This window comes from Paraburkholderia bryophila (genome assembly GCF_003269035.1).
Lineage (GTDB): Bacteria > Pseudomonadota > Gammaproteobacteria > Burkholderiales > Burkholderiaceae > Paraburkholderia > Paraburkholderia bryophila.
In genome coordinates this window covers 134,731-157,527 of record NZ_QLTK01000001.1, presented here as the reverse complement: position 1 = coordinate 157,527, position 22,797 = coordinate 134,731, and the positions used below count along the sequence as shown (strand labels likewise).

The window sequence follows — 22,797 nt, the reverse complement described above, 5'->3', positions numbered from 1 at the left end:
CGACCGCGCAGGCGGCGCGCGTGACTCGCCTAGCCTTGCTCTGCCGCGAGACCTTCAGCAGCAGAGGCGGCAGAGGCCGCAGAGGCCGCCGTCGCTTCGCGATACCCTAGCCGCGCCGAAATCGCCTGACCCGACTCCTTCAACAGCGCGACGTAGTGCGCCTTCGTATCCGCGCCGCAGCGCATGGTCGGAAACGACACGGACAAGCCGGCGATCACGCGCCCGAAGCGGTCGAACACCGGCACGGCGAGACAGCGCAAACCGTCTTCCTGCTCTTCGTTGTCTTCGCCGTAACCCTGCTCGCGCACACGCGGCAGAATGCTCAACACGGCGTCGGCGGAGGCGAGCGTTTTTTGCGTCGACTTGCGAAACTCCACATGCGAGAGCACCTCGCGCGCGTCGGCCGGGGCCATCCATGCCAGCAGCACTTTGCCGATCGCCGTGCTGTGCAGCGGATTGCGTCGGCCGATCCGCGATTGCATGCGCAGGCCGTAGTCGGCGTCGATCTTGTGAATGTAGATGATCGCGTCTTCGTCGAATGCGCCGAGGTGCACCGCTTCGCGCGTTGCCGCGCCAATGCGGCGCATTTCGATGTCGGCCTCGCGCACCAGATCGACGCTTTCCAGCGCCTTTGCGCCGAGTTCGAACAGACGGATGGTCAGCCGGTAGCGCTCGGTTTCGACTTCCTGGGTCACGTAGCCGAGTGCCTTCAGCGTCTGGATCAAGCGGTGCACGGTGGTCTTCGACATGCCGAGCCGTTGCGACAGTTCGCTGATGCCGATCTGTCCGCGCTCGCCGATCGCGCCGAGAATCGCGAACACGCGGCCGACCGACGAAGCCGATTCGCCGCGCTCGCCGCCGGCGCCGCAGTCGGCGTTGTCCGCCTCCTGCAGCGATGCGGTGTCGTCGTCTTTGCGCAGTTTGCCTGTTGCGGCCATTTCCGTGTTTCCTTGCTATGCCGTGCTATGCCGTGCTATGCCGTGCTATGCCGTGCTATGCCGTGCTATCGGGCTTGAGTTTCATGATTCGCGCTGCCGGGAGGCGCCCACTCGTCACGCCCGGCCATTTTTGCGGGCGCCGAAAGCATACCGCGTCCGGCGCGATAAACCGATGCAACGCCGAACCTAACGCGCGAGCCACCCCCCATCTACCGCCAGTGTATGCCCGTGCACATAGTCGGACGCGGACGAGGCGAGAAACACCACTGGCCCGGCGAGATCCTCCGGCGTGCCCCAGCGGTTTGCCGGAATGCGCCCGAGAATTTCCTCGTTGCGCTGCGCGTCGTCGCGCAGCGCCGCCGTGTTCGCGGTCGCCATGTAGCCGGGCGCGATCGCGTTCACGTTGATGCCGTGCGCGGCCCACTCGTTGGCGAGCAGGCGCGTCAGACCGAGCACACCGCTTTTCGACGCGGTGTACGAGGCGACCCGTATGCCGCCCTGAAACGACAGCATCGACGCGACGTTGATGATCTTGCCGCCGCCGCGCTGTTCGACGAACTGCCGCGCCGTGGCCTGCGACAGAAAGAACAGGCTTTTGAGGTTGACGTCCATCACGGCATCCCAATCGTCGACGCTGAATTCGAGCGCGTCGGCGCGGCGGATGATGCCCGCGTTGTTGACCAGCACGTCGACCCGGCCGAACGCCTCGACCGCGGCGCGCACGATGTCCTCGACCGGCGCGACCGACGCAAGATCGGCGCGCACGTCGGCGAAACGCCGGCCGCATGCCTGAACGCGCGCGGCCGTGTCGCCGGAGTCGGCGCGGCTCACGCCGACGATGTCGCAACCGGCGGCGGCGAGTGCGACCGCCATGCCGGCGCCGAGCCCCGTATTGCTACCGGTGACGATGGCGACGCGCCCGCTGAGATCGAAAGTGTTCACGGTATTCAAGCCCATGTCGTGTGCAAGGATTGCGCGATATAAGCCACGCCGACCACGCGCTCCATCAACGCAGCTCGCGGACCGCGAGATGATCCATGTCGCCGAACACCTGGTTTTCGCCGACCATGCCCCAGATGAAGGTGTAAGCGCGCGTGCCGACGCCCGAATGAATCGACCAGCTCGGCGAGATCACCGCCTGTTCGTTGTGCACGACAATGTGCCGCGTTTCGTGCGGCTCGCCCATCATGTGAAAGACGGCGGCGTCGTCGGCGACGTTGAAATAGAAATACACCTCCATGCGGCGCTCGTGCGTGTGGCACGGCATCGTGTTCCACAGATTGCCCGGATCGAGTTTGGTCATGCCCATCGACAACTGGCAGGTGGGCAGCACCTCGGGCACGATGAACTTGTAGATGGTGCGACGGTTGCTCGTGGCCGGATCGCCGAGCGTTTGCGGCGACGCCTGCGCGAGTGTGATCGTGCGGGTCGGATACGACGTATGCGCGGGTGCGCAGTTCAGGTAGAACTTTGCCGGCTGCGCGACGTCGTCGCTGCCGAACGCGACCGCTTGCGCGCCCTTGCCGATATAGATCGCCTCTTCGTTGCGCACGGCGTAGCGTTGACCGTCCACATCGACCCAGCCGTCACCGCCGATGTTGATCGCGCCGAGCTCGCGCCGCTCGAGCAGATAGTTGACGCCGATTGCCTTGCCGAGCGAGCCCGGTACTTCCACTGCACGCGTGGCCGGCCACACCCCGCCGACGATGATCCGGTCGATGTGGCTGTACGTGAGCTTCAGCGCATCGCGCTCGAACACCTGGTCGACGAGGAACTGCTTGCGCAGCCCCTCGGTGTCGAGCGTTTTCGCGTACTCGCTGTTGATGGCCTGTCTCACTTCCATGATTTCGCTTTTCTCCGCTCGATTGGGGGCGCCTCGCCGCGTCGGGTTCGCGGCGCCGCTCTGGGCACGACTGTAGCGCAAAATTCCTATTTCGGAACATCGGTCCGAAAATATTGCGGCGTGTCATCAGCACTGACAAGCATTTCGTGGCAGGAGCGGGTAAACGATAAACATAAAATCGAACAGAATCGGAACGTCGTTCCTATCTCGGTGATATATTGCGCCGAAAGGGAGAGCCGGGCATAAGAACGGGACCTTACCCCGGGTGATCCACCCGACAACGGGACGCGAAGTCCATGGAGGAGGCATGAAACTCAAGAAGGCCATCGACCGCGTACCAGGCGGCCTGATGCTGGTGCCGCTGTTGCTCGGCGCCTGTGTTCACACTTTTGCGCCAGGCGCGGGGAAATACTTCGGCTCGTTCACCAACGGTCTGATCAGCGGCACCGTGCCGATCCTGGCGGTCTGGTTCTTCTGCATGGGCGCGACGATCGATCTGCGGGCGACCGGCGTGGTGCTGCGCAAGTCGGGCACGCTGCTCGTCACGAAGATGCTGGTCGCGTGGGTCGCGACGCTGATCGCCGCGCGTTTCATTCCGATCGACGGCGTCAAGGCGGGGCTCTTCGCGGGCCTCTCCGTGCTGGCGATTACGACGTCGATGGACATGACCAACGGCGGCCTCTATGCGGCGGTGATGCAGCAGTACGGCAGCAAAGAGGAGGCCGGCGCGTTCGTGCTGATGTCGGTCGAATCGGGGCCGCTCGTCAGCATGATCATTCTGGGCGCGACCGGGGTGGCGTTTTTCGAGCCGCGGCTGTTCGTCGGCGCGGTGCTGCCGTTTCTGATCGGCTTCGTGCTGGGCAATCTGGATAGCGAGTTGCGCGAGTTCTTCGGACGCTGCGTGCATCCGCTGATTCCGTTCTTCGGCTTCGCGCTCGGCAACGGCATCGATCTGAACGTGATCGTGACGAGCGGCTTGCCGGGCATCGTGCTCGGGCTCGGCGTGATCGTCGTGACGGGCATTCCGCTGATTCTCGCGGATCGCTGGATTGCGGGAGGCAACGGGGCGGCGGGGCTGGCGGCATCGTCGACGGCGGGCGCCGCGGTCGCGAATCCGGCGATCATCGGCGAGATGATTCCGCGCTTCAAACCGCTAGTGCCAGCGGCGACCGCGATGGTCGCAACCGCGTGCCTGGTGACGGCGATTCTGGTGCCGATCCTGACGGCGCTGTGGGTGCATCGGGTGCATCGACATCAGGCGAAGCATGCGGCGTCAGGCGAGGGGCTGGATGCGGGGCAGGCGCCGCCCGCGCCGTTGAATGAGCCGCGTGACGTGCATGTTTGAGGGTGGGGTGGGCGGTTCTTTAATGGGTCGGTGGGTGGAGTGATTTGTGTAGTTGGATTGACGCGGTGTCGAGGGTCGGTGAGCGTAGGGGGCCGGGCATTTTATTAATGCCCGGCTTTTTTTGTTTTTTCTTCTGTCAATCGTGACACCTCTGGTTTTATGAAGCTGGCAGAGGTTGCGCTATTTACGTTGTATTTCGTTGAGAAAAATCCTATTAAAATATTCTTATGTAGGATTTTTTGGGATTTTTGAGTTAATTTAATATTTTCAAAAAAATGACAGTTTTTTTGTGTCGTTTGGGTAATATTTGGATCCGGAATTAAAGAGTCTGGTTTGACGGAATGGTTGATTGGAAGAAATTATGGCAGGCGTAAGTTTATTCAAGGCCTTTTCGATGCTCCTCAATGGTCTGGACCACGAAATTGGCGAGGGCGCGCACTGGAAAAGAGGTGTTTTCAGAATGGCCGTGTCGATGCTTGCCCTATTTCCCGTGGCGAATATGATCAGTGGCCAAACATACAGCGGACCGCTTCCGCCGACTGTGCCGCTTTTGCATACCGTCGGGACTTTCTCCCAGGTGTACGCCAGCCCCAAAGAATTCCGGCGAAAATCTGTTTTGAATTTCTATGCCGAAGACGGAAAAATATATCAGGTTCCACTTGAAGGAATAGATTCAAACGAGGAAATGGTTGAAAGAGCTAAATCAGGGGAAAGTTTTCGGGTAGAAGGCTTCAGTCTTCACGATGGGCAGGGTCTCTTGTGGTTGACGTGGGTGGCCGATATGAATGACCGGGAGCTGCTGGGGCGTGACGGGCAAAACCGGTTGCTAAAAAGGTACCGTGATCCATTTAGTGCGCTGTTGCTGGTGGAGTACGGATTGACTTTGCCGCTATGGGCCGTTTCACTTTTTAACGCGCTCGCATTGAGAAAAAGATTGTCAAAAGACGGAGCAGAGAGATGGCAGTGAAGACTTTTGGGGAAGCAATCGGCGACGTCACGGCGTTTGTCACCGGCGTCTCGGTCAGCGCGGCCGATGCGACCAATTCAGCACAGCAAGCTGTCGCCGCTAAGGCGCTGCGCGAAAAGATCATCTCGACCGCAATTTCGGCGAACGATTTATTCGGCGTGGTCGCGGGCGGAATGCAACGGCTTATCGGGGAGTTTTCTTTAACTTCCGCGGAGGCCGAAAAGCTGTTGGGAAAGGCTGGCATCTTCTCGGCCGGTATTGGCATGGCTCTGGCCTCGATTCCAATTACTGACGCCGTGCTGAAAGGCGAACCCGGGAAAATCACCACCGGCCAACTCGACGCGTTATCCGGTGCGGCGCTACTGGCTGGCGCTGTGGTCTTGCCGGAAGCGGCGGTGTTGCTCACGGTGGTCGGCTCGCTCATGGTGGCCGCCGCGGTCTTCGACAGCAGCGAGGCCAATACGCTGTCGAACGCGGTGGCCCAGGTGAAGCGCCTGATCCAGCCTTACTACAGTCAACTCCCGCCCGCCAGCCAGATCACCTTCAGGAGCACGATGTCGGATGCGATGGAGGCCACACTGTCGGGCGGCATGCTGATTCCGAAGGTGAACGATTCAGGCTGGGTGATCAGCTACGGCGCCGAGGAGCCAACCAACGTAGCGCACAACGGAAGCGACACACGTTACAGCTTCGATTCCGGCGTCACCTACGTCATCGGCCATGTCACTGACGACGACCCGCTGTCCAGCTCGTCGGACATGAACGGGAAGAGTGTCTGGACGTTGCCGGGCGAAAACCCGGGCACGCCGCTCACGCTCGACATCCACACGGGCGGCACCTATACAAGCCGGTTCATCGATCCGGCCGGGCACGCGGTCACGGAGATCTACATTGCCGGATCGTCGGCCACGTATTCCGTGACAGCGCCGGCCGATGAATTTCGGTTCATCTACGTCGCCGGAAACGACAATCGGATCGTCGTGTACGGAGACCGGAACCAGGTGTCCCTCGCCGAAGGCAATCGCCTCACTATCGACGGCGCCGACAATATCGTCCATGCCCGTGCGAATACCACGGTGGAATTCGGCCCTAAGGACGGCAATGTCATGTCCAACGAAGTCACGGGAGGAAAACTCACCGTTGCCGGCGGCGGCATCGAGGTAACCAACGCGCTGAACGAAGGTTGCGGCGGCGAACAGGTCACGGTGGGCACCGTGAATCGGCTGAGAATCAACGCGGACGGTTCCAAGACGCTGACTCTGCGATACGACGGCAACGACCGCGTCTACCAGCGCACGTATAACGCCGCCGGGGTACAGGTCGAACTGCTGATCGTCAGCCCGAACGGCTCCTACGCCGATTCGCTGTTCGATCCGGTCACCGGCCTCGCGATAAGCCTGACGACAGCAGGCACGGACGGTTCGGGCATGGTCTTCAAATACAACACGGCCCAGCAACTGATCGAACAGGACTACATTCGGATCAGTGAGCCGGGCTGGCAATTTCTCAAAGATCCGCTGACCGGTGAAACCACGGCCTTCAATTCGATCAGCGGCGGCTGGTTGCCCGCCGTCCATTACGACCCGTCGACCGACATGGTCACCTGGACTGCGCGAGGCGTCGGCTCGATTCGAGCCGAGTCGGTTGGGGCCGTGTAACTCACCGCGCCATCTTCCGCTCCAGCAACGCCTTCACCTCAAGCCATTCATCGTCGATGATGCTAAAGCGCGCCGAATTGCGTTTGCGTCCATCCGGCATGATGCGTTCGAGCCGGACGATGCCTTCCAGTTTCGCGCCGATACCCAGAATCGCCGCGCGCGATTTCTCGTTCGATTCGTCGGTGGTGAGTTGCACGCGCACGCATTGCATCGCTTCGAATGCATGGCTCAGCAGCAGATACTTCGCCTCGGTGTTCACGCCCGTCCGCTGCATCGACTGGCTCAACCATGTGTGACCGATTTCGAGCTTGCGATTGATCCGGTCGATTTTCCAGAACCGCGTGCTGCCGACAATCCTGCCCGTGTCGCGTTTGACGATCACGAACGGCATCACCGTGCCGCCCGCGCGGCTCTCGAGCGCGGCGGCGATAAACGCGCCCATGGTCTGCGGACCCGGCACCACGGTCACGGTCATATTCCACAATTGGCCATCGGCGGCGGCGTCGAGCAGGCCTTGCTCGTGTTCCGGCTGAAGCGGTCGAAGTTCGAGGGTCTTGCCAGTCAGCGTGGGTTGCATGAGTCGGGGCAGGTTGTCGTTGTTCAGGTTTGTCACGGTCGTGACAATAAAAAAGTCCGCGAGTAACACCTCGCGGACCCGGCACAGTAAAACCAGGCAGTGGGAGCACGCGCTCCCGAACTACCTTAAGCCACAGCGAGCCCTTAAGCCGCCGTCACCGAAACCGACTTGGTGACCAGATAGGCTTCCATAGCTTCCGGACCGCCTTCCGAGCCGTAGCCGGAATCCTTCACGCCGCCGAACGGCATTTCCGGCCAGGGCGTAGCCGGCTGGTTGATCCACAGCATGCCGACTTCCATCTGCTGCGACAGCATATGCACGTTGCTGAACGACTTCGTGTACGCATAGCCCGCGAGGCCGAACGGCAGACGGTTGGCTTCGGCAATCGCTTCTTCGAGCTTGTCGAAACCGCGAATTGCGGCAATCGGGCCGAACGGCTCGTTGTTGAACACGTCCGCTTCGAGCGACACGTTGGTCAGCACGGTCGGCGCGAAGAAGTTGCCTTCCGAGCCGATCCGCTCGCCACCCGTCGCGACCGTCGCGCCGGTCTTGCGCGCGTCGTCGAGCACCTTGCTCATGGCCGTGAGGCGGCGCGCGTTGGCGAGCGGCCCGATGGAGGTGCCTTCCGTCAGACCGTCGCCGAGCTTGAGGCTTTCGGCGTGCTTGACCAGCGCCGCAGCGAATTCCTCGCGGATGCTGTTGTGCACCAGGAAGCGCGTCGGCGAGATGCAAACCTGGCCCGCGTTGCGGAATTTCGCGGCGCCGGCGGCCTTGACGGCGAGCGCCACGTCCGCGTCTTCAGCGATGATCACCGGCGCGTGACCGCCCAGTTCCATGGTCGCGCGCTTCATGTGCGAGCCGGCCAGTGCGGCCAGTTGCTTGCCGACCGGCGTCGAACCGGTGAACGTGACCTTGCGGATCACCGGATGCGGGATCAGGTAGCTCGAAATCTCGGCCGGATCGCCGAACACGAGGCCGACCACACCGGCGGGCACGCCGGCTTCGACGAACGCCTGCAGCAGCGCCGCCGGCGACGCCGGGGTTTCCTCCGGCGCCTTGACGAGGAACGAGCAGCCGCAGGCCAGCGCCGCGCTCAGCTTGCGCACCACCTGATTGACCGGGAAATTCCACGGCGTGAAGGCCGCGACCGGGCCGATCGGCTCCTTCAGCACCAGTTGCTGCACCGACAGGTTGCGCGGCGGCACGACCCGGCCGTAGACACGGCGGCCTTCGTCCGCGAACCACTCGATGATGTCCGCCGCGGACAGCACCTCGACGCGCGCTTCACCCAGCGGCTTGCCCTGTTCGAGCGTCATCAGACGGGCGATGTCGGCGGCGCGCGTGCGCACCAGCCCGGCGGCCTTGCGCATGATCGCGGCGCGCTCGTTGGCCGGCACCTTGCGCCAGGTTTCGAAGCCACGTTGTGCGGCGGCCAGCGCGCGGTCGAGATCGGCAATGCCGGCATGGGCCACGGTGCCGATCGGCTGGCCGGTCGCGGGATTGACGACGTCGAGGGTCTTGCCGCTCGCGGCGTCGCACCATTCGCCGTTGATCAGGAGTTGGGTGTCGGTATAGCTCGAGATGGCCATGCTGGGGTTCCTGTAGGTGGGAAAACGACAGGCCGCGCGGTCATGAGACATGGGGCTGAACCAGCGCGGCCAAGGATGGACTGCCGAGACAAACATCTTATCTGATTGCGGCCCAGGGCATCGACCACGCGCCCATCCGCGGCACCCGGCACGCGGCTTGCGACATGGCTGCGGCGACGGCGGCAACGTAGTGGAAGCGGCGTCGCGCAAAGAGGCGTAAAGTCAAACGGCAGTGGCACGAACCGGCGCGGCCCCGCGGCGGCAAATGCAGCCCTCAATCAACTCGACGCACAAGGATTCGACATGCCTACCGGTACAGTGAAATGGTTTAACGACGCGAAAGGCTTCGGCTTCATCACCCCCGACGACGGCGGCGAAGACCTGTTCGCGCATTTCTCGGAGATTCGTTCCGAGGGCTTCAAATCGCTGCAGGAAAACCAGAAGGTCAGCTTTGAAATCAAGCAGGGGCCGAAGGGCAAGCAGGCGGCAGATATCAAGCCGGTGTGAAAGCGCGGGCAGCCGGTCCGGGCACGTGAGTGCGCGGCCGGTCATGCGCTGCGGGTAGCGTCGGCATCGTCTCGAAGCGTCCGCGAAATCGCCTTTGGGTTGTAATAAATTTTGCCTGGAAGCGATGGTACAAACTCGTCGGAGCCAGGCCGACGAGCGGACCTCCACGTCAGCGCCGCGCGCGCTGCGGCGGAATTTTTTTCTTCAGGTTTCCTTCAGCTTCGCTCCTTAGTATTAGCGCGATTCGCCCGTTTCCCCACGGGTCGGTGTGCCGATAGTTTTCCGACAGAGAACTGAAAGCACTCGTCAAGGCTTGCCGGAGCGTCAATGAAAACCCTGTTTTTGCAGGCGCCGTCGTACGACGGCTTCGACGGTGGCGCGGGTTCGCGCTATCAAGCCAAGCGGGAAGTCCGCTCGTTCTGGTACCCCACATGGCTCGCCCAGCCGGCTGCGCTGGTGCCCGACAGCCGCGTGCTCGACGCGCCCGCCGACGGCTTGTCCGTCGAGGCCACGCTCGACATCGCCCAGCAATACGATCTGGTGGTGATCCACACCAGCACACCGTCTTTCCCGACCGACGCGCTATTCGCCGAAGACCTGAAAAAGCGCAAGCCGACGCTGCGGGTCGGCATGGTCGGCGCGAAGGTCGCGGTCGATCCGCACAATTCGCTGACCGCGAGCGAGGCGATCGATTTCGTCTGCCGCGAGGAATTCGACTTCACCTGTCAGGAAGTCGCCGAAGGCAAACCGTTCGCGCAGATCAAAGGTCTGAGCTACCGCGCGCCCGACGGCTCGATCGAACACAACGAAGCCCGCCCGATCCTCGAGAACATGGACGAGCTGCCGTTCGTCGCGCCGATCTACCAGCGCGATCTGAAGATCGACAACTACTTCATCGGCTATCTGAAGCACCCGTACGTGTCGATTTATACCGGCCGTGGCTGCCGCTCGAAATGCACGTTCTGCCTGTGGCCGCAAACGGTGGGCGGCCATCGCTACCGCACGCGCTCCACCGAGAACGTGCTGGAAGAAGTGAAGTGGATTCGCGACAACATGCCCGAAGTGAAAGAGATCATGTTCGACGACGACACCTTCACCGACTTCAAGCCGCGCGTCGAGGAAATCGCGCGCGGTCTCGGCAAACTGGGCGTGACGTGGTCCTGCAACGCGAAGGCGAACGTGCCGTACGCGACGCTGAAAATCATGAAGGAAAACGGTCTGCGCCTGCTGCTGGTCGGCTACGAATCGGGCGACGATCAGATTCTGCTGAACATCAAGAAGGGCTTGCGCACCGACATCGCGCGCCGCTTCAGCGACGACTGCCGCAAGCTCGGCATCAAGATTCACGGCACCTTCATTCTCGGCCTGCCCGGCGAGACGCAGGACACGATCCAGAAGACGATCGAGTACGCCAAGGAGATCAATCCTCATACCATCCAGGTGTCGCTCGCCGCGCCGTATCCGGGTACGACGCTGTACAACCAGGCGGTCGAAAACGGCTGGCTCGAAGAGAACAAGGTGATCAACCTCGTCAGCAAATCGGGCGTGCAGCTGGCGGCGATCGGCTATCCGCATCTCTCGCGCGACGAGATCTACCATCAGCTCGAAAACTTCTACAAGCGCTTCTATTTCCGGCCGTCGAAGATCTGGGAAATCCTGCGCGAGATGCTGACCAGTTGGGACATGATGAAACGACGCCTGCGTGAAGGCGTCGAATTCTTCCGCTTCCTGCGCGCTCACGAGGCGTGAGCGCCTTGCATCTGGTCGCCGCCGCGCTGGCCTGTGCGTGCGCGGCGGGGGCGGCGTTCGGCGTCGCCTATACGGTGCTCGCCAGCGCGTTGATCGGGCGCTTCTTCGCGCGGGCGGTGTCCGCGCCGAGCAGCTTTCCGCCGGTCACGATCGTCAAGCCGTTGCACGGCAACGAGTGGGCCTTGCTCGCCAATCTGTCGAGCTTCTGCCAGCAGGACTATCCGGGGCCGGTGCAATTCCTGTTCGGCGTGCACGATAGCGACGACCCGGCGTTGCAAACCGTCGACGACCTGCGGCGCCTGCATCCCGGCGCGGATATCACCGTGGTGGCCGATGCGCGCCTCTACGGTCCGAACCGCAAGATCAGCAACATCCTCAATATGCTGCCGCAGGCGCGGCACGACGTGCTGGTGTTCGCCGATAGCGACGTCAGCGTCGGCCCGGACTATCTGCGCAACGTGATCGGCGAATTGCAGAAACCGGGCGTCGGACTCGTCACTTGCGTCTATCGCGGCGCGCCCGATCCGGGTTTCTGGCCGAGGCTGTCGGCGAAGGCGACCAATTATCAGTTCCTGCCCGGCGTCGTGACCGGTCTCGCGCTCGGCCTCGCGCGCCCATGCTTTGGCCAGACGATCGCGATGCGGCGCGACACGCTCGAAAAAATCGGCGGCTTCACGCCGTTCGTGCGTCACCTCGCCGAAGATCATGCGATCGGCGAAGCGGTGCGCATGATCGGCGAGAAGGTGGTGATTCCGCCGTTCACGATTTCGCACGCGTGCGTCGAAACGAGCGCGATGCAACTGATCGCGCACGAACTGCGCTGGAGCCGCACGATTCGCAGCGTCGATCCGCTCGGCCATTTCGGCTCCGCGCTGATCCACCCGCTCGCCTTCGCGTTGCTGGGCGTGGTGTTTTCCGGCGGCGCGGTGTGGGCGTGGGGACTCGCCGTGCTGGCCATGAGCGCGAGACTCGCGCTGAAGTTGCTGTCCGATCGTGCGTTGCGGCAGGCGCGCCGCGATCTGTGGCTGTTACCGTTATGGGATATCGTGTCATTTGCGATCTTCGTCGCGAGTTTCTGGTCGTCGCGCGTGATCTGGCGCGGCTTCAGTTTCAAGGTGGACGGCGACGGCCTGTTGTCGGCGCAGCCGGACGAATGACGAACGATCAGCGAACGACGAACTCACGACTAACTCACGCATGACGGATCAACGGCAATCCGGACCGGCCGTGAAACGCGGCTTTCCCGAGCCACGACGCCATCCCGTCGCCGGCGCGGCGCATCGCGCGCACGAGGTGGCGGCGTGATGAAACATCTCGGCCGCGCGGCCGCGCTTGCCGGCTTGCTGGTGTCGCTGTGGCTCGTCTGGCGGGAGAACCCCAGCGCTGTGCTCGGCGCGCTGCGGGGCGCTGGCGCGGGTCTGGTGCTGGCCGCGCTCGCGCATGTGCTGCCGATGATCGCCAATGCCTGCGACTGGCGTTCGCTGATTCGCGGCGCGAACCGGCCGGGTCTCGGCCGGATGCTGCATCTCGTGTGGGTGCGCGAATCGGTCAACTGCATGCTGCCGGTCGCGCGCATCGGCGGCGAGGTCGTCGGGTTTCGCATGCTCAGGCGCTGGGGCGTGCGACCGTCGATGGCGGTGGGCAGCATCATCGTCGATATGCAGCTTACGGTGATCAGCCAGCTGATGTTCACGATGGTGGGCATCGGCTTTCTATTCGCGCATGCCCATTCGGATACCTTGCGGCTGGCCTCTCAGCTCGCGTGGGGCGTGGTGGTGCTGACGCCGCTGTTCGTGCTGTTCGCGCTGGTGCAGCATGCGAGTCCGTTCGAACGGATCAGCCGCTTGCTCGACCGGATGACGAGCGGCAAGCTCGCGGCGCTGGTCGGTCAGTCGGCGCGAATCGATCAAAACATCAAGCTGATCTGGCGGCGGCGCGGCGTGGTGCTGCGTTATCTGTTCTTCTGGCAGCCGCTGCAATGCCTGCTGACCTCGCTGGAAATCTGGATCGCGCTGTACTTTCTCGGCGTGCGTATCTCGCTGGTCGAGGCGGTGGTGATCGAGTCGCTGATCCAGGCGATCAGCAGCGCGGCGTTCTTCGTGCCGGGCGGTTTGGGCGTGCAGGAGGGCGGTTTCATTCTGATCGGTGGAGCGCTGGGGCTCGAACCTTCGTTGTGCCTCGCGCTCGCCGGCGCGCGGCGGATTCGCGATCTGCTGATGTTCGTGCCGGGCCTGATCGCATGGCAGTTCGCGGAGTCGCCCAGGCGTGCGCCCGAGGGTGCGTTGGAACAGGCAGGGCTTACCGCACCGCTTCAGCACGCCGCTTCACCGCACCGCCGCATACGCCGGAAACGACACCTCCACCGACAAACCCTGCTCGCCAATCCCCCGGCCGAGCCGCAAATCCGCGCCGAAATGCTCGGCGATCCGCGCCACGATCGATAAACCCAACCCGCTGCCGGTCGCCTGATTGCCGGTCGCGCGAAAAAAGCGATGAGTCAGACGGTCGAGGTCGCCCGGCGCCACGCCCGGGCCGTCGTCGCGCACCGTCAGTTGCACCCGGTCGAGCGCGTGTTGCACCGCGACCTCGATGTTGCCGCCGGTCTGCCCGTACTTGATCGCGTTATCCAGCAGATTGTCGAGCAGAATCCCGATCAGCACCGGCTCCGCATGGATCTCGGCGCGCAGGTCGCCGGTGAGCGTCACGCGAATATGTTTCTGCAGCGCATTGCGTTCGTTGGCGAGCAGCGCGTCTTTCGCGACCGCGGCGGGCTTGAGCGGCACCGTGGACAGTTTCTCGTGCGCGTCGAGCCGCGCCAGCAGCAACAGTTGCTCCGCGAGCCGCGCGCTGCGGGCCACGCCTTGCACCACGCGTTCCATCGCGAGCCGCTGCAACACGGTGTCCGGTTCCGCGAGCGCGACTTGCGCCTGCACCTTGATCGCGGCCAGCGGCGTTTTCAGTTCATGGGCGGCGTCGGCGGTAAACGCGCGCTCGCGCTCCAGCGAATGCAACAGACGCGACAGCAGCAGATTGATCGCGTCGACGAGCGGCCGTACCTCGGTCGGCGCGCGGCCGATGTCGACCGGTTCGAGCCGGTTGACGTCGCGCGAACGGATCGCGCCCGACAGCACCTTGAGCGGCGCCAGACTCAAGCCGATGCTGAACCACACCAGCAGCGCAAGCACCGGCAGCGCGATCAGCGTAGGCCGCGCGATCCGGCTCGCCACGCCGCTCACCAGGTCGCTGCGCGTATTGGCCGGCTCGAACACGCGCACGATATGGCCGAGCGAGGTGTCGCGCAACGTGAACGAGTGGTACCTCTGGCCGCCCAGCGTGACGTCCTGGGCGCCGCTCTCGGATGGCACCGGCAGATCCCACGCATCGAGCGTATGCAGTTGCGGGCTGCCCGCCAGCATGTCGCCATTCGCGCCGCGTACCTGGAAGAGGGCGTCGCGCGGCAACGCGTCGTCGTCGTCGGCGTCGTTCGCGCCGGGTTCACCGCCTTTTTCTTCTTCGCGCACGTCGATGCGCGCGTTCGCGAGCGTGGTCAGATTGCGTTGATCGAGCAGTGCGAGAATCTGCGCGAGTTCCGCGAGGCGCGCTTCTTCCCACTCGCTGACTTCACGCTTGGCCTGGCCGTAACTGGTGATCAGTGCGACGCCCCACACCAGCACGATGCTGGCCAGCACCAGCAACACGAGACGCCGGCGGATTGACGGCGACATTACGCTTTCTCCACGACGTAGCCGATGTTGCGCACCGTGCGGATCAGCTTCGCGCCCAGCTTTTTACGCAGGTTCGACACGTGGACTTCGATCGCGTTGCTCTCGATTTCCTCCTGCCAGCCGTACAGACTTTCTTCGAGCCGCGAGCGCGATTGCGGAATGCCCTGGTGGGTCAGCAACTGCATCAGGATCGCCCATTCGCGCGACGTGAGCGGCACGCGCGTGGCGCCCACCTCGACGGTTTGCGCGCTCGGATTAACGGTCAGATCCTGATAGCGGATCAGCTCGACGCTGCGGCCCTGCGCGCGGCGCAGCAAGGCCCGGCAACGGGCGATCAGCTCGGTCAGGTCGAAGGGCTTGCCGAGGTAGTCGTCGGCGCCGGCTTCGAGGCCGTGCACGCGGTCCACGACCGTGCCCTTCGCGGTCAGCACCAGCACCGGCACGTCCTTGCCGGCGTCGCGCAGACGCTTCAGTAATTCCATGCCGGAAACGCGCGGCAAACCGAGGTCGAGTATCACCAGCGCATACGCGGTGGTGTCGAGCGCGAGACTGGCTTTGTGGCCGTCGCGCGCCCAGTCGACGGTGAAGCCGGCTTGCCGCAAACCGGCCTCGATTCCGCAGCCGATCAGATCGTCGTCTTCTACGAGAAGGATGCGCATGATGGTGTGATTCCGTTCGACGTGGACCGTGTGACAGCGTGGCTTTTTAAGCGTCCGGCGAGCCGCTTATCTTAAGTGTAACCAGCTCGTTCGCCACGTGTTTCATGGCGTTATTTTCCTTAAGGTTTCCTTCAGCTTGGATCGATACTATCGCCGTTCGACAGGTGTTTGTCGTCTGGCCGTCATGAACGCGCGGCACCATGCGGTGTCGTCGCCGTACTGCCAGGTCGTCGCCATTTGATCGTAAGCATATCGATGAAACGCACGGCCGGTTTAATACCGGTCACGCGCACCGTTGCCGGGGCGCCGTGCTGTTCGCCCGGTCAGCCAGAAGCCAGGTCACGAGACCACGCCATGAAGCCACTTACCGTCGACATGCTGCGCGCCCATCTGATCGTGGCTTCGTGTGCGGCCCTGTGCGCGCAAATGCTGGCGTTGCTGGCGCTGCTGTTGTTGCCGGTCTCGCAGCAGCTATTCAGTTCCACGCCGTTCCGTCTGCTGGCGCTAGCCGCGATCGTCAGCGGCGTGATCGTGGCGCGAGATTTCGCGCAGGCCGCTTTCGAATCCGCACTGCAAAGCCGTCACGCCACCTCGCACGACGCATACGCGGCCGGTGTGGTCATCGCCTCCGACTGTCCGCAGTGCTGGCTCGTGGTGCTCCATTTACGCCTGACGGGCAGGCCGTTCGTGCTCGCCGGGCATTGATGGAATCGCACCATGGCCGCGCACGCAGTGACGGCATGGCAATGGCTTCTTCTGGCGGGTTGCGCCGGCGCATCGCTGTATGCCATGGTCGCGGCGGTGGCGATGCCGTTTTTCGGCGGGCGCCGCCGCGGGTCGTCGACGAATTCTGCGACCAACGCCGCGACGACTGCGTCGACCCACCCCACGCCCGCCTGCTATTCCTTCGCCCACGTCGGCGTCAGCGTGCTCAAGCCGCTGTGCGGCGCCGAACCGCGCCTCTACGAAAACCTGCGCACGTTCTGCGAGCAACGCCACGGACATTTCCAGCTGGTGCTCGGCGTGTCGTCGCCGGACGATCCCGCGATCGCCGTGGTGCGTCGTCTGCAGTCGGCTTATCCGAAGCACGATATCGAACTTGCGATCGACACGCGCGTCCACGGCAGCAATCTCAAGGTCAGTAATCTGATCAATATGGCCGAGCGCGCGCGACACGACGTGATCGTGATCGCCGACAGCGACATTGCCGTCGAAGCCGATTATCTCGACACCGTCGCCGCGCCGCTGGCCGACCCGCAGGTCGGCGTGGTGACCTGTCTCTACGTCGCGCAGGGGGTCGGCGGCTTCTGGCCGCGACTGGGCGCGTTATTCATCAACGAGTGGTTCGCGCCGTCGGTGCGCGTCGCGCACGCGGCCGGCTCGCGCCGCTTCGGGTTCGGCGCGACGCTCGCCTTGCGGCGCGCGACGCTCGAACGCATCGGCGGTTTCGCCGCGCTGAAAAACTGTCTCGCCGACGACTACTGGCTGGCCGAACACGTCCGCGCGCTGGGGTTGCCCACCGTGCTCTCGCGCGTGATGGTGGCAACCGACGTGATCGAGCCGACCTTTGCCGCACTGTGGCAACGTGAGACGCGCTGGCTGCGCACCATCCGCTCGGTGAATCCGTTGGGCTTCGCTTCGCTGCCCATTACGTTCACGTCGCCTTGGTTGCTGGCCGGCGCGTGGCTGGCCGTCGATCTCGCGAGCGGCCCGGCGGACGGCGCGCACCTCACGGCGGCGTTCGCCTGCGCGGCCGGCACGCTGGCCGGCATGGCGGCGCGCCTGCTGCTGCATGGCCGCGCCGCGCGTCATGAGCGTACCTTCTGGCGCGATCTGCCGCTGGTGCCGTTGCGCGACACGCTATTGACGCTGCAATGGGTCGCGGCCGCGTTCGGTTCGCATGTGACGTGGCGCGGCGCGCGCGTGCCGCTCGAAGCGACGGCGGCACGCAATACAGCGCGCAGCACGGCACACAGCACGGCGCTCAGCGTGATGGACGTGATGGAGACTTCCGATGGCGGCTAGCCGGCCACGCGCGCTGATCGTGACCGCCGACGATTTCGGTTTGCACCCGCGCGTGAATCTGGCGGTCGAACGCGCGCATCGCGACGGCGTGCTGAGCGCCGCGAGTCTGATGATCGGCGCGCCGGCCGCCGCCGATGCGGTGGCGCGCGCGCGCACGTTGCCGCGCTTGCGCGTCGGCCTGCATCTGGTGCTGGCCGATGGCGACGCGCTCACGCCGCGCGCGGAGATCGCCGCGTTGCTCGACGAACACGGCCGTTTCGGCGACGACATGGCGTGGGACGGTGCGCGATTTTTCTTCCTGCCGCATGTGCGCAGACAACTTGCGCGAGAGATTCGCGCGCAATTCGACGCGTTTGCCCGCACCGGTTTAACACTCGACCACGTCAACACGCACAAGCATTTTCATTTGCATCCCACGGTGCTGGGCCTGATCCTGCAGATCGGCCGCGAATACGGCATGCGCGCGATGCGTCTGCCGTTCGAGGTGGGGGCGCCGCTCTGGCTGAGGCCATGGATTGCCACGGTGCGGGCGCGGCTGGATCGCGCGGGGATCGTGCACAACGATTACGTGGTCGGGGTCGCCGATAGCGGCCGGATGGACGAAGCGGCATGGCTCGCGGCGCTGGCGGATTTGCCCGATGGCGTGAGCGAGATTTACTGCCATCCCGCCATGGCCGGCGAGCGCGCGCTGAGTCACGGCATGCGCCATTACCGGCACGCCGACGAACTGCAGGCGCTGCTGTCGCCGCGAGTCGCGGCGGCGATCCGGGCAACGGGCGCGAAACTGGGCGGCTTTGCGGATGTCTTGCCGGGTTAGCGGCCGCGCGGGGCGTCTTGTCTGAAGCTAGATGGCTTGTCGTTTCATCAGCAGCTTCAGCAGCACCGGTAGCAGGAGCAGCACCAGCGGCAACTGCACCATCAAACCGGAGATGATCGCAATGGCCAGCGGCTGCTGCATCGCCGAACCTTGACCGAGTGCGAAGGCCAACGGCAGCAGCGCCAGAATCGCGGCGATCGTCGTCATCGCGATGGGGCGCAGACGATTGCGGCTGGCGGCGATCAAGGCCGTTTCGAGCGGCATTTCGTCGTCGCGCATCAGCGCCTGCAATTCCGACACGTAGAAAATCGCCACCTCGGTCACGATGCCGATAATCATCGTCATCCCCATCATCGCGGAGATGTTCAGTTCGATGCTGGTTGCCCATAAGCCGATGAACACCGCGCCGGCGGCGAGCAGAGGCATCGCCATGACCGCCAGCGCGACGCGAAAGCGCTCGTAGAGAAACAGCAGCAGGCCGAACACCAGCGCGATGGCCGCGCCGAACACGCTCAGCAGGCCCTTGAACGCGATCTGCTGTTGCTGGTACAAGCCGCCCAATTCGTAGTACACGCCACGGGGCAACAGGTTGTTATCGCCGAGCGCTTTCTGCACGTCGGCGATGGTCGAACCCAGATCGCGCCCATCGATGCGCGCGGTGACCGCGACCATCCGCTTCAGATTGTCGCGGCTGATTTCCGGCTGGCCGGTTACGGTCACCAGTTCGGCCACGCGGTTCAACGCAAACAGATGACCGTCCGGCGCGCGAATCTGTAAGCGCGCCAGTTGCGTATCGGTCAGCGTCATCGCACCCGCCACGCACACCCGTACGCCGACCGTCTTCGGTCCGCTCTGGAATTGTGTCGCCACGTTGCCTTCCACCATGTCGGACACCGCCTGCGCGACCGACTGCGGGTCCATGCCCTCGGCCGCCGCCGCTTCCGCACGGATGTGAAGTTCGAGCGCGTCGCCGGCCGGGTTGATGCCGTCGTTCACGTCCACCACGCCCTGAATCCTGCCGATTCGCGCGGCGACTTTCTTTGCGGTCGCGTTTAACGTGGTCTGGTCGTCGGCATAGATCTTGATCTGCACCGGCTGCGGCACGGCCGTCAGATCGCCGATCAGATCCTCCATCAACTGCGCGAGTTCAATGCTCACACCGGGCACCTGGGTGTCGACCTTCGAGCGGATTTCTTCCATGACCGTCTCGATCGGCTCGCGCTGACCCGACTTCAGGCGGATAAAGAAGTCGCCCTTGTTCGGCTCGTTCAGATCGCCGCCGAGGCCCGCGCCGGTGCGGCGAGAATACGTCGCGACATTTGGATTGGCGCGGATGATACCTTCGATCTGTTTCATCAGCCGGTCGGTCTCGGTTACCGACGTGCCGGGTTCGGTGTGATAGTCGAGCACGAAGCCGCCTTCGTCCATGCTCGGCATGAAGCCGCTGCCCACCCGCGTGAACGCGAACGCGGCCGCTACGATCAACGGCAGCAGGCCGAGCAGCACGAGGACCGGTCGACCGGTCACGCGCTCGACCAACCCCGCGTGGCGCCGGTTCATCCACGCGGCGAAGCGGGTTTCGCGAGGTTCGTCGGCGTCGTGCGGTTTGAGCCAACGGTCGCACAGAATCGGCACCGCAAGCCATGTGACGAGAAACGAAATGAACAGCGCGCTCGCCATGGTAACCGAGAGCGTCTTGAAGAACGCACCGGTCACGCCGGACAGAAACGCCAGCGGCACGAAAATGATCAGCGTCGCCGCCGACGAACCCGCCAGCGGTCGCGTGAATTCGTGACGGTGTCGGGCCTGCCTGCGCACGAAGGTGAAATCGCCACGCCGGCGCGTCGCTGACTTCGACGGATTCATCGGTACGCGGGCCGTATGAACAGACCGCTGAGCGTTGTCACGAGCGGGTTTCCACACGCTGATACAATCTCGTCTTTCTCGATCGATTGTGCGCTATGGGTTTCGAACAACTTGCCGAACTGAAGAAGCAACTGGCCGCGGCGCGAGCCGAAGCGGCGCCTGCCGCCAAGCCGGATGCAAAGCGTGGTTCCAAGCCTGGCGCGAAGCCCGCTGCCCAGGCTGGCGAACGGCATCGCGCGAAGCCTGCGCAGCCGCAGCGCCGTCACGCGCCCGATGCAAAGCCGACCGCCAATGGGGATGCCAACGCCCAGGCGCCCGCGCGCGCCCGGCCGTCCTCGCACGCGAGGCCGGCGGCGGATGCGAAGCCGGTGGACCCGGTGGTGAAATCGATCGGCCGACTGCAGAAGCGTTTTCCGAACGCGTTCCCGAAGAATCCGGCGCCGAAGCTGCCGCTGAAGGTCGGCATTTTCGAGGATATCGTGGTCCACGCGAAGGAACTGTCGCTGAGCGAAGCGGAATTGCGCGACGCGATCAAGACGTGGTGCCGTGGCAGCCGCTACTGGAAGTGCCTGGTGGAAGGCGCGGCACGGGTGGATCTGACGGGCAGCGAAGCCGGCACGGTGAGCGCGCAGGAAGCGGCGGGCGCGCAGCGCCTGCAGGCGCATCGTGCGGGTCGTGGGGCGCAGAAGGCGGCTGCGGCTGCGGCTGCGGACGCAACGGCGGTGGGCGCTTCGGCTGAAGCTGACGCAGCGGCTTCGGCAGAAACGTCGGCAAACACTTCGGCTTCGACCGAAGCCGGCGGCGACAGCACGGCGCAAGCCAGCGCGGCTGACGTGGCAGTTGGTCATGAAGCGGCTGCAGAAGCGCCGGCCGCTGACGCGGCGGAGCCGTCGACCGAGCCGACCGAGCCGACTGAGCCGTCACCCGCAGCAGCCGACACCCCGCCGGCTACGCCAGCAGCATAAAAATCCCAGCCACCCCGCCTAGGGGTGGCTGTGTTCCCGCGCCGCAGCCGCCAGCCGGCTGCGCACGAAGCCGACGTGCTCCCGCAGCACATAAAACGCATCCGCATAAGCAAGCGGCATACGCAGCCGGTTCAGCGACGCCTCGATCTGATCCAGCTCAACGAATAGCCGTTGTCGTTCCGCATCGGTCGAATCGGCGAGCGCGCCGCGCTCGATCGCGATCAGCGACCCGTAATACCGATAGATGCGTGAACGCACCCGCCACCGGTACAGCGCCGGAATCAGCCGCATCGCGGGGAACAGGAGCACGGCCATCGGCAGCAGCAACACCAGCGTGCGGTCGCCGATACTCGCCAGCCAGAACGGCAGCGTGCGGTACAGAAAGCTCTTGCCGGTCTTGTAGTAGCGCTGCGCGTCTTCGCTGATCTGATACTCGCGCGCCACCGCATTCGGAAACTCGCCCGCGTGTTGCAACAGCCCCGGCATGCCGTGCACTTCCTGGGCGGCTTCGATCAGCAGATCGGAGATCGCCGGATGCAGGCTGGTGCGCGCCACCAGCTCCACCGTCGGGCTGATCAGATGCACGGTCTCGGGCGGAATTCTGTGCTTCAGATCGAGCACGCCGGGCGGCAGATCGATCTCGTCCAGATACGGAAAGAGCCGCGTATAGGCGCTGGCTTCGTCGAAATTCATCACCGACACGCCCGGCACTTTCAGCAGGCGCAGCATCAGGCCGCGCGTGGCCGAATCGCCGTTCAGGATGGCCGCGTCGACCTCGCCCGCGACCAGTTGGGTGGCGGCTTGCATGCCATCGCTCGGCACCAGCACCGTGCTGCCGCCGGGCTCGATGCCGTTCGCGTCCAGCAGTTTGAGCGCCAGCATGCGTGTGCCGCTGCCTTCGCGGCCCACCGCGATCCGCTTGCCTTCCAGTTGTGAAAGCTCGCTCACCCCCGTGCCGCGATAGAACACCACCACGGGTATGTAGAACACGCTGCCGAGCGACATCAGCGACGACGTGTCGGAACCATCGGCGACGCCGCCTTGCACGAGCGCGACATCGACGTGCTGTTTCGGGTCCAGCAGACGCTGCAGGTTCTGCACCGAGCCGTCCGACTCCAGCACGTTCAGCTTGATGCCGTTGCGAGCGAGGATTTTCCTGTACTGGTCGGCGGCGACGACGAAAGAACTGTCGTGCGGACCCGCGCTCATCGTGATGGTTTTCGGCGGCGCGGGATCGATCAGCCAGACGCCTAGTGTTACCAGCAAGATGACCAGCGCGGCCACGATCACATAAGAGAGCGTGTGATCGCGCCACTCGGCATGCGGGTGATCGTCGGGAAAAGACGGGGACGGCGGGCGCTGCGCTTTCATGAACACTCCGTGCCGGAAGCCGGGATCACGGCATTGTGCTCTGTCTGCCGGGGCTTTGCCGTCGGCAGTTCGCTCTATTGACCGGGTGCGCGAAAACGCCTGGCGGGCGGGCAAATGTCCGGCATAACGGCCCCTCGGACAGTCGGCAGGCAGGGGAGGCCGTGGCATAATCGGCGACAGCTTCTCATCGTGTCGT

20 protein-coding genes are annotated in these 22,797 nt (G+C 64.0%); 11 read left to right on the top strand and 9 right to left on the bottom strand.

The window, feature by feature from the left end; translation table 11 throughout:
- Positions 1–29: 29 nt before the first annotated feature.
- The 3 genes from kdgR to kduI form a co-directional block, all read right to left on the bottom strand.
- Positions 30–938 carry a DNA-binding transcriptional regulator KdgR gene (gene kdgR, locus BX591_RS00750; protein WP_111928853.1) on the bottom strand — a complete coding sequence of 303 codons (909 nt, stop codon included), beginning with the start codon at positions 936–938 and terminating at the stop codon, positions 30–32.
- Positions 939–1,124: 186 nt separating this feature from the next.
- A complete protein-coding gene (kduD, locus tag BX591_RS00745; protein ID WP_111928852.1) occupies positions 1,125–1,895 on the bottom strand; it encodes a 2-dehydro-3-deoxy-D-gluconate 5-dehydrogenase KduD in 771 nt (256 codons plus the stop codon).
- A 49-nt stretch (positions 1,896–1,944) separates the two neighbouring features.
- The gene (gene kduI / locus BX591_RS00740) at positions 1,945–2,781 is read right to left on the bottom strand and encodes a 5-dehydro-4-deoxy-D-glucuronate isomerase (RefSeq protein WP_111928851.1); all 837 of its coding nucleotides are present in this window, start codon (positions 2,779–2,781) and stop codon (positions 1,945–1,947) included.
- Positions 2,782–3,088: 307 nt separating this feature from the next.
- Between kduI and kdgT the strand changes: the two genes are divergently transcribed.
- From kdgT to BX591_RS00725, 3 genes are all read left to right on the top strand, one after another.
- A complete protein-coding gene (kdgT, locus tag BX591_RS00735) occupies positions 3,089–4,126 on the top strand; it encodes a 2-keto-3-deoxygluconate transporter (RefSeq protein WP_111928850.1) in 1,038 nt (345 codons plus the stop codon).
- A 349-nt stretch (positions 4,127–4,475) separates the two neighbouring features.
- The gene (locus BX591_RS00730) at positions 4,476–5,093 is read left to right on the top strand and encodes a hypothetical protein (protein ID WP_146749709.1); all 618 of its coding nucleotides are present in this window, start codon (positions 4,476–4,478) and stop codon (positions 5,091–5,093) included.
- Positions 5,084–6,751: a hypothetical protein gene (locus BX591_RS00725; protein ID WP_111928848.1), complete on the top strand. Its 1,668-nt coding sequence runs from the start codon at positions 5,084–5,086 to the stop codon at positions 6,749–6,751. Before BX591_RS00730 ends, BX591_RS00725 begins: the two co-directional genes overlap by 10 nt.
- 1 nt (position 6,752) lies before the next feature.
- Here BX591_RS00725 and BX591_RS00720 read toward each other — a convergent pair whose 3' ends face one another.
- Positions 6,753–7,328: a GNAT family N-acetyltransferase gene (locus BX591_RS00720; RefSeq protein ID WP_111929331.1), complete on the bottom strand. Its 576-nt coding sequence runs from the start codon at positions 7,326–7,328 to the stop codon at positions 6,753–6,755.
- A gap of 143 nt (positions 7,329–7,471) precedes the next feature.
- Positions 7,472–8,917 (bottom strand): NAD-dependent succinate-semialdehyde dehydrogenase, encoded by a 1,446-nt coding sequence (locus tag BX591_RS00715; RefSeq protein ID WP_111928847.1) that lies wholly within the window; start codon positions 8,915–8,917, stop codon positions 7,472–7,474.
- 303 nt (positions 8,918–9,220) lie between these two features.
- On the opposite strand from BX591_RS00715, the gene BX591_RS00710 reads away from it, so the two are divergent.
- The 4 genes from BX591_RS00710 to BX591_RS00695 all read left to right on the top strand — a co-directional run bounded on the left by BX591_RS00710 (position 9,221) and on the right by BX591_RS00695 (position 13,617).
- Entirely contained in the window at positions 9,221–9,424 is a 204-nt protein-coding gene (locus BX591_RS00710; protein WP_007181784.1) for a cold-shock protein, read from the top strand.
- Between the two features lie 327 nt (positions 9,425–9,751).
- Positions 9,752–11,173 (top strand): hopanoid biosynthesis associated radical SAM protein HpnJ, encoded by a 1,422-nt coding sequence (gene hpnJ, locus BX591_RS00705; protein ID WP_111928846.1) that lies wholly within the window; start codon positions 9,752–9,754, stop codon positions 11,171–11,173.
- Positions 11,170–12,330, top strand: coding sequence for a bacteriohopanetetrol glucosamine biosynthesis glycosyltransferase HpnI (hpnI, locus tag BX591_RS00700; RefSeq protein ID WP_111928845.1), 1,161 nt, complete (start codon positions 11,170–11,172; stop codon positions 12,328–12,330). Before hpnJ ends, hpnI (BX591_RS00700) begins: the two co-directional genes overlap by 4 nt.
- 147 nt (positions 12,331–12,477) lie before the next feature.
- Positions 12,478–13,617: a lysylphosphatidylglycerol synthase domain-containing protein gene (locus BX591_RS00695; RefSeq protein ID WP_111928844.1), complete on the top strand. Its 1,140-nt coding sequence runs from the start codon at positions 12,478–12,480 to the stop codon at positions 13,615–13,617.
- Here the strand turns inward: BX591_RS00695 and BX591_RS00690 are convergent.
- Both BX591_RS00690 and BX591_RS00685 read right to left on the bottom strand, forming a co-directional pair.
- Positions 13,498–14,898 carry an ATP-binding protein gene (locus BX591_RS00690; protein WP_146749708.1) on the bottom strand — a complete coding sequence of 467 codons (1,401 nt, stop codon included), beginning with the start codon at positions 14,896–14,898 and terminating at the stop codon, positions 13,498–13,500. The genes BX591_RS00695 and BX591_RS00690 overlap by 120 nt on opposite strands.
- On the bottom strand, positions 14,898–15,557 hold the full coding sequence (locus BX591_RS00685) for a response regulator (RefSeq protein WP_111928843.1): 660 nt from the start codon (positions 15,555–15,557) through the stop codon (positions 14,898–14,900). Before BX591_RS00685 ends, BX591_RS00690 begins: the two co-directional genes overlap by 1 nt.
- A 354-nt stretch (positions 15,558–15,911) precedes the next feature.
- Between BX591_RS00685 and BX591_RS00680 the strand changes: the two genes are divergently transcribed.
- Genes BX591_RS00680 through hpnK form a run of 3 tightly spaced genes read left to right on the top strand, consistent with a single transcriptional unit; the run spans position 15,912 to position 18,399 of the window.
- A complete protein-coding gene (locus BX591_RS00680) occupies positions 15,912–16,262 on the top strand; it encodes a hypothetical protein (protein ID WP_111928842.1) in 351 nt (116 codons plus the stop codon).
- A gap of 12 nt (positions 16,263–16,274) precedes the next feature.
- A complete protein-coding gene (hpnI, locus tag BX591_RS00675; RefSeq protein ID WP_111928841.1) occupies positions 16,275–17,582 on the top strand; it encodes a bacteriohopanetetrol glucosamine biosynthesis glycosyltransferase HpnI in 1,308 nt (435 codons plus the stop codon).
- The gene (gene hpnK / locus BX591_RS00670) at positions 17,572–18,399 is read left to right on the top strand and encodes a hopanoid biosynthesis-associated protein HpnK (protein ID WP_111928840.1); all 828 of its coding nucleotides are present in this window, start codon (positions 17,572–17,574) and stop codon (positions 18,397–18,399) included. The genes hpnI (BX591_RS00675) and hpnK overlap by 11 nt, the downstream gene beginning before the upstream one ends.
- Positions 18,400–18,426: 27 nt before the next feature.
- Here the strand turns inward: hpnK and BX591_RS00665 are convergent, their stop codons facing one another.
- Positions 18,427–20,265, bottom strand: coding sequence for an efflux RND transporter permease subunit (locus tag BX591_RS00665; protein ID WP_244146910.1), 1,839 nt, complete (start codon positions 20,263–20,265; stop codon positions 18,427–18,429).
- A gap of 95 nt (positions 20,266–20,360) precedes the next feature.
- On the opposite strand from BX591_RS00665, the gene BX591_RS00660 reads away from it, so the two are divergent.
- Positions 20,361–21,230 (top strand): ProQ/FinO family protein, encoded by an 870-nt coding sequence (locus tag BX591_RS00660; protein WP_111928839.1) that lies wholly within the window; start codon positions 20,361–20,363, stop codon positions 21,228–21,230.
- A gap of 18 nt (positions 21,231–21,248) precedes the next feature.
- On the opposite strand, the gene BX591_RS00655 is transcribed toward BX591_RS00660, so the two are convergent.
- Positions 21,249–22,601 (bottom strand): TAXI family TRAP transporter solute-binding subunit, encoded by a 1,353-nt coding sequence (locus tag BX591_RS00655; protein WP_111928838.1) that lies wholly within the window; start codon positions 22,599–22,601, stop codon positions 21,249–21,251.
- Positions 22,602–22,797: the final 196 nt, after the last annotated feature.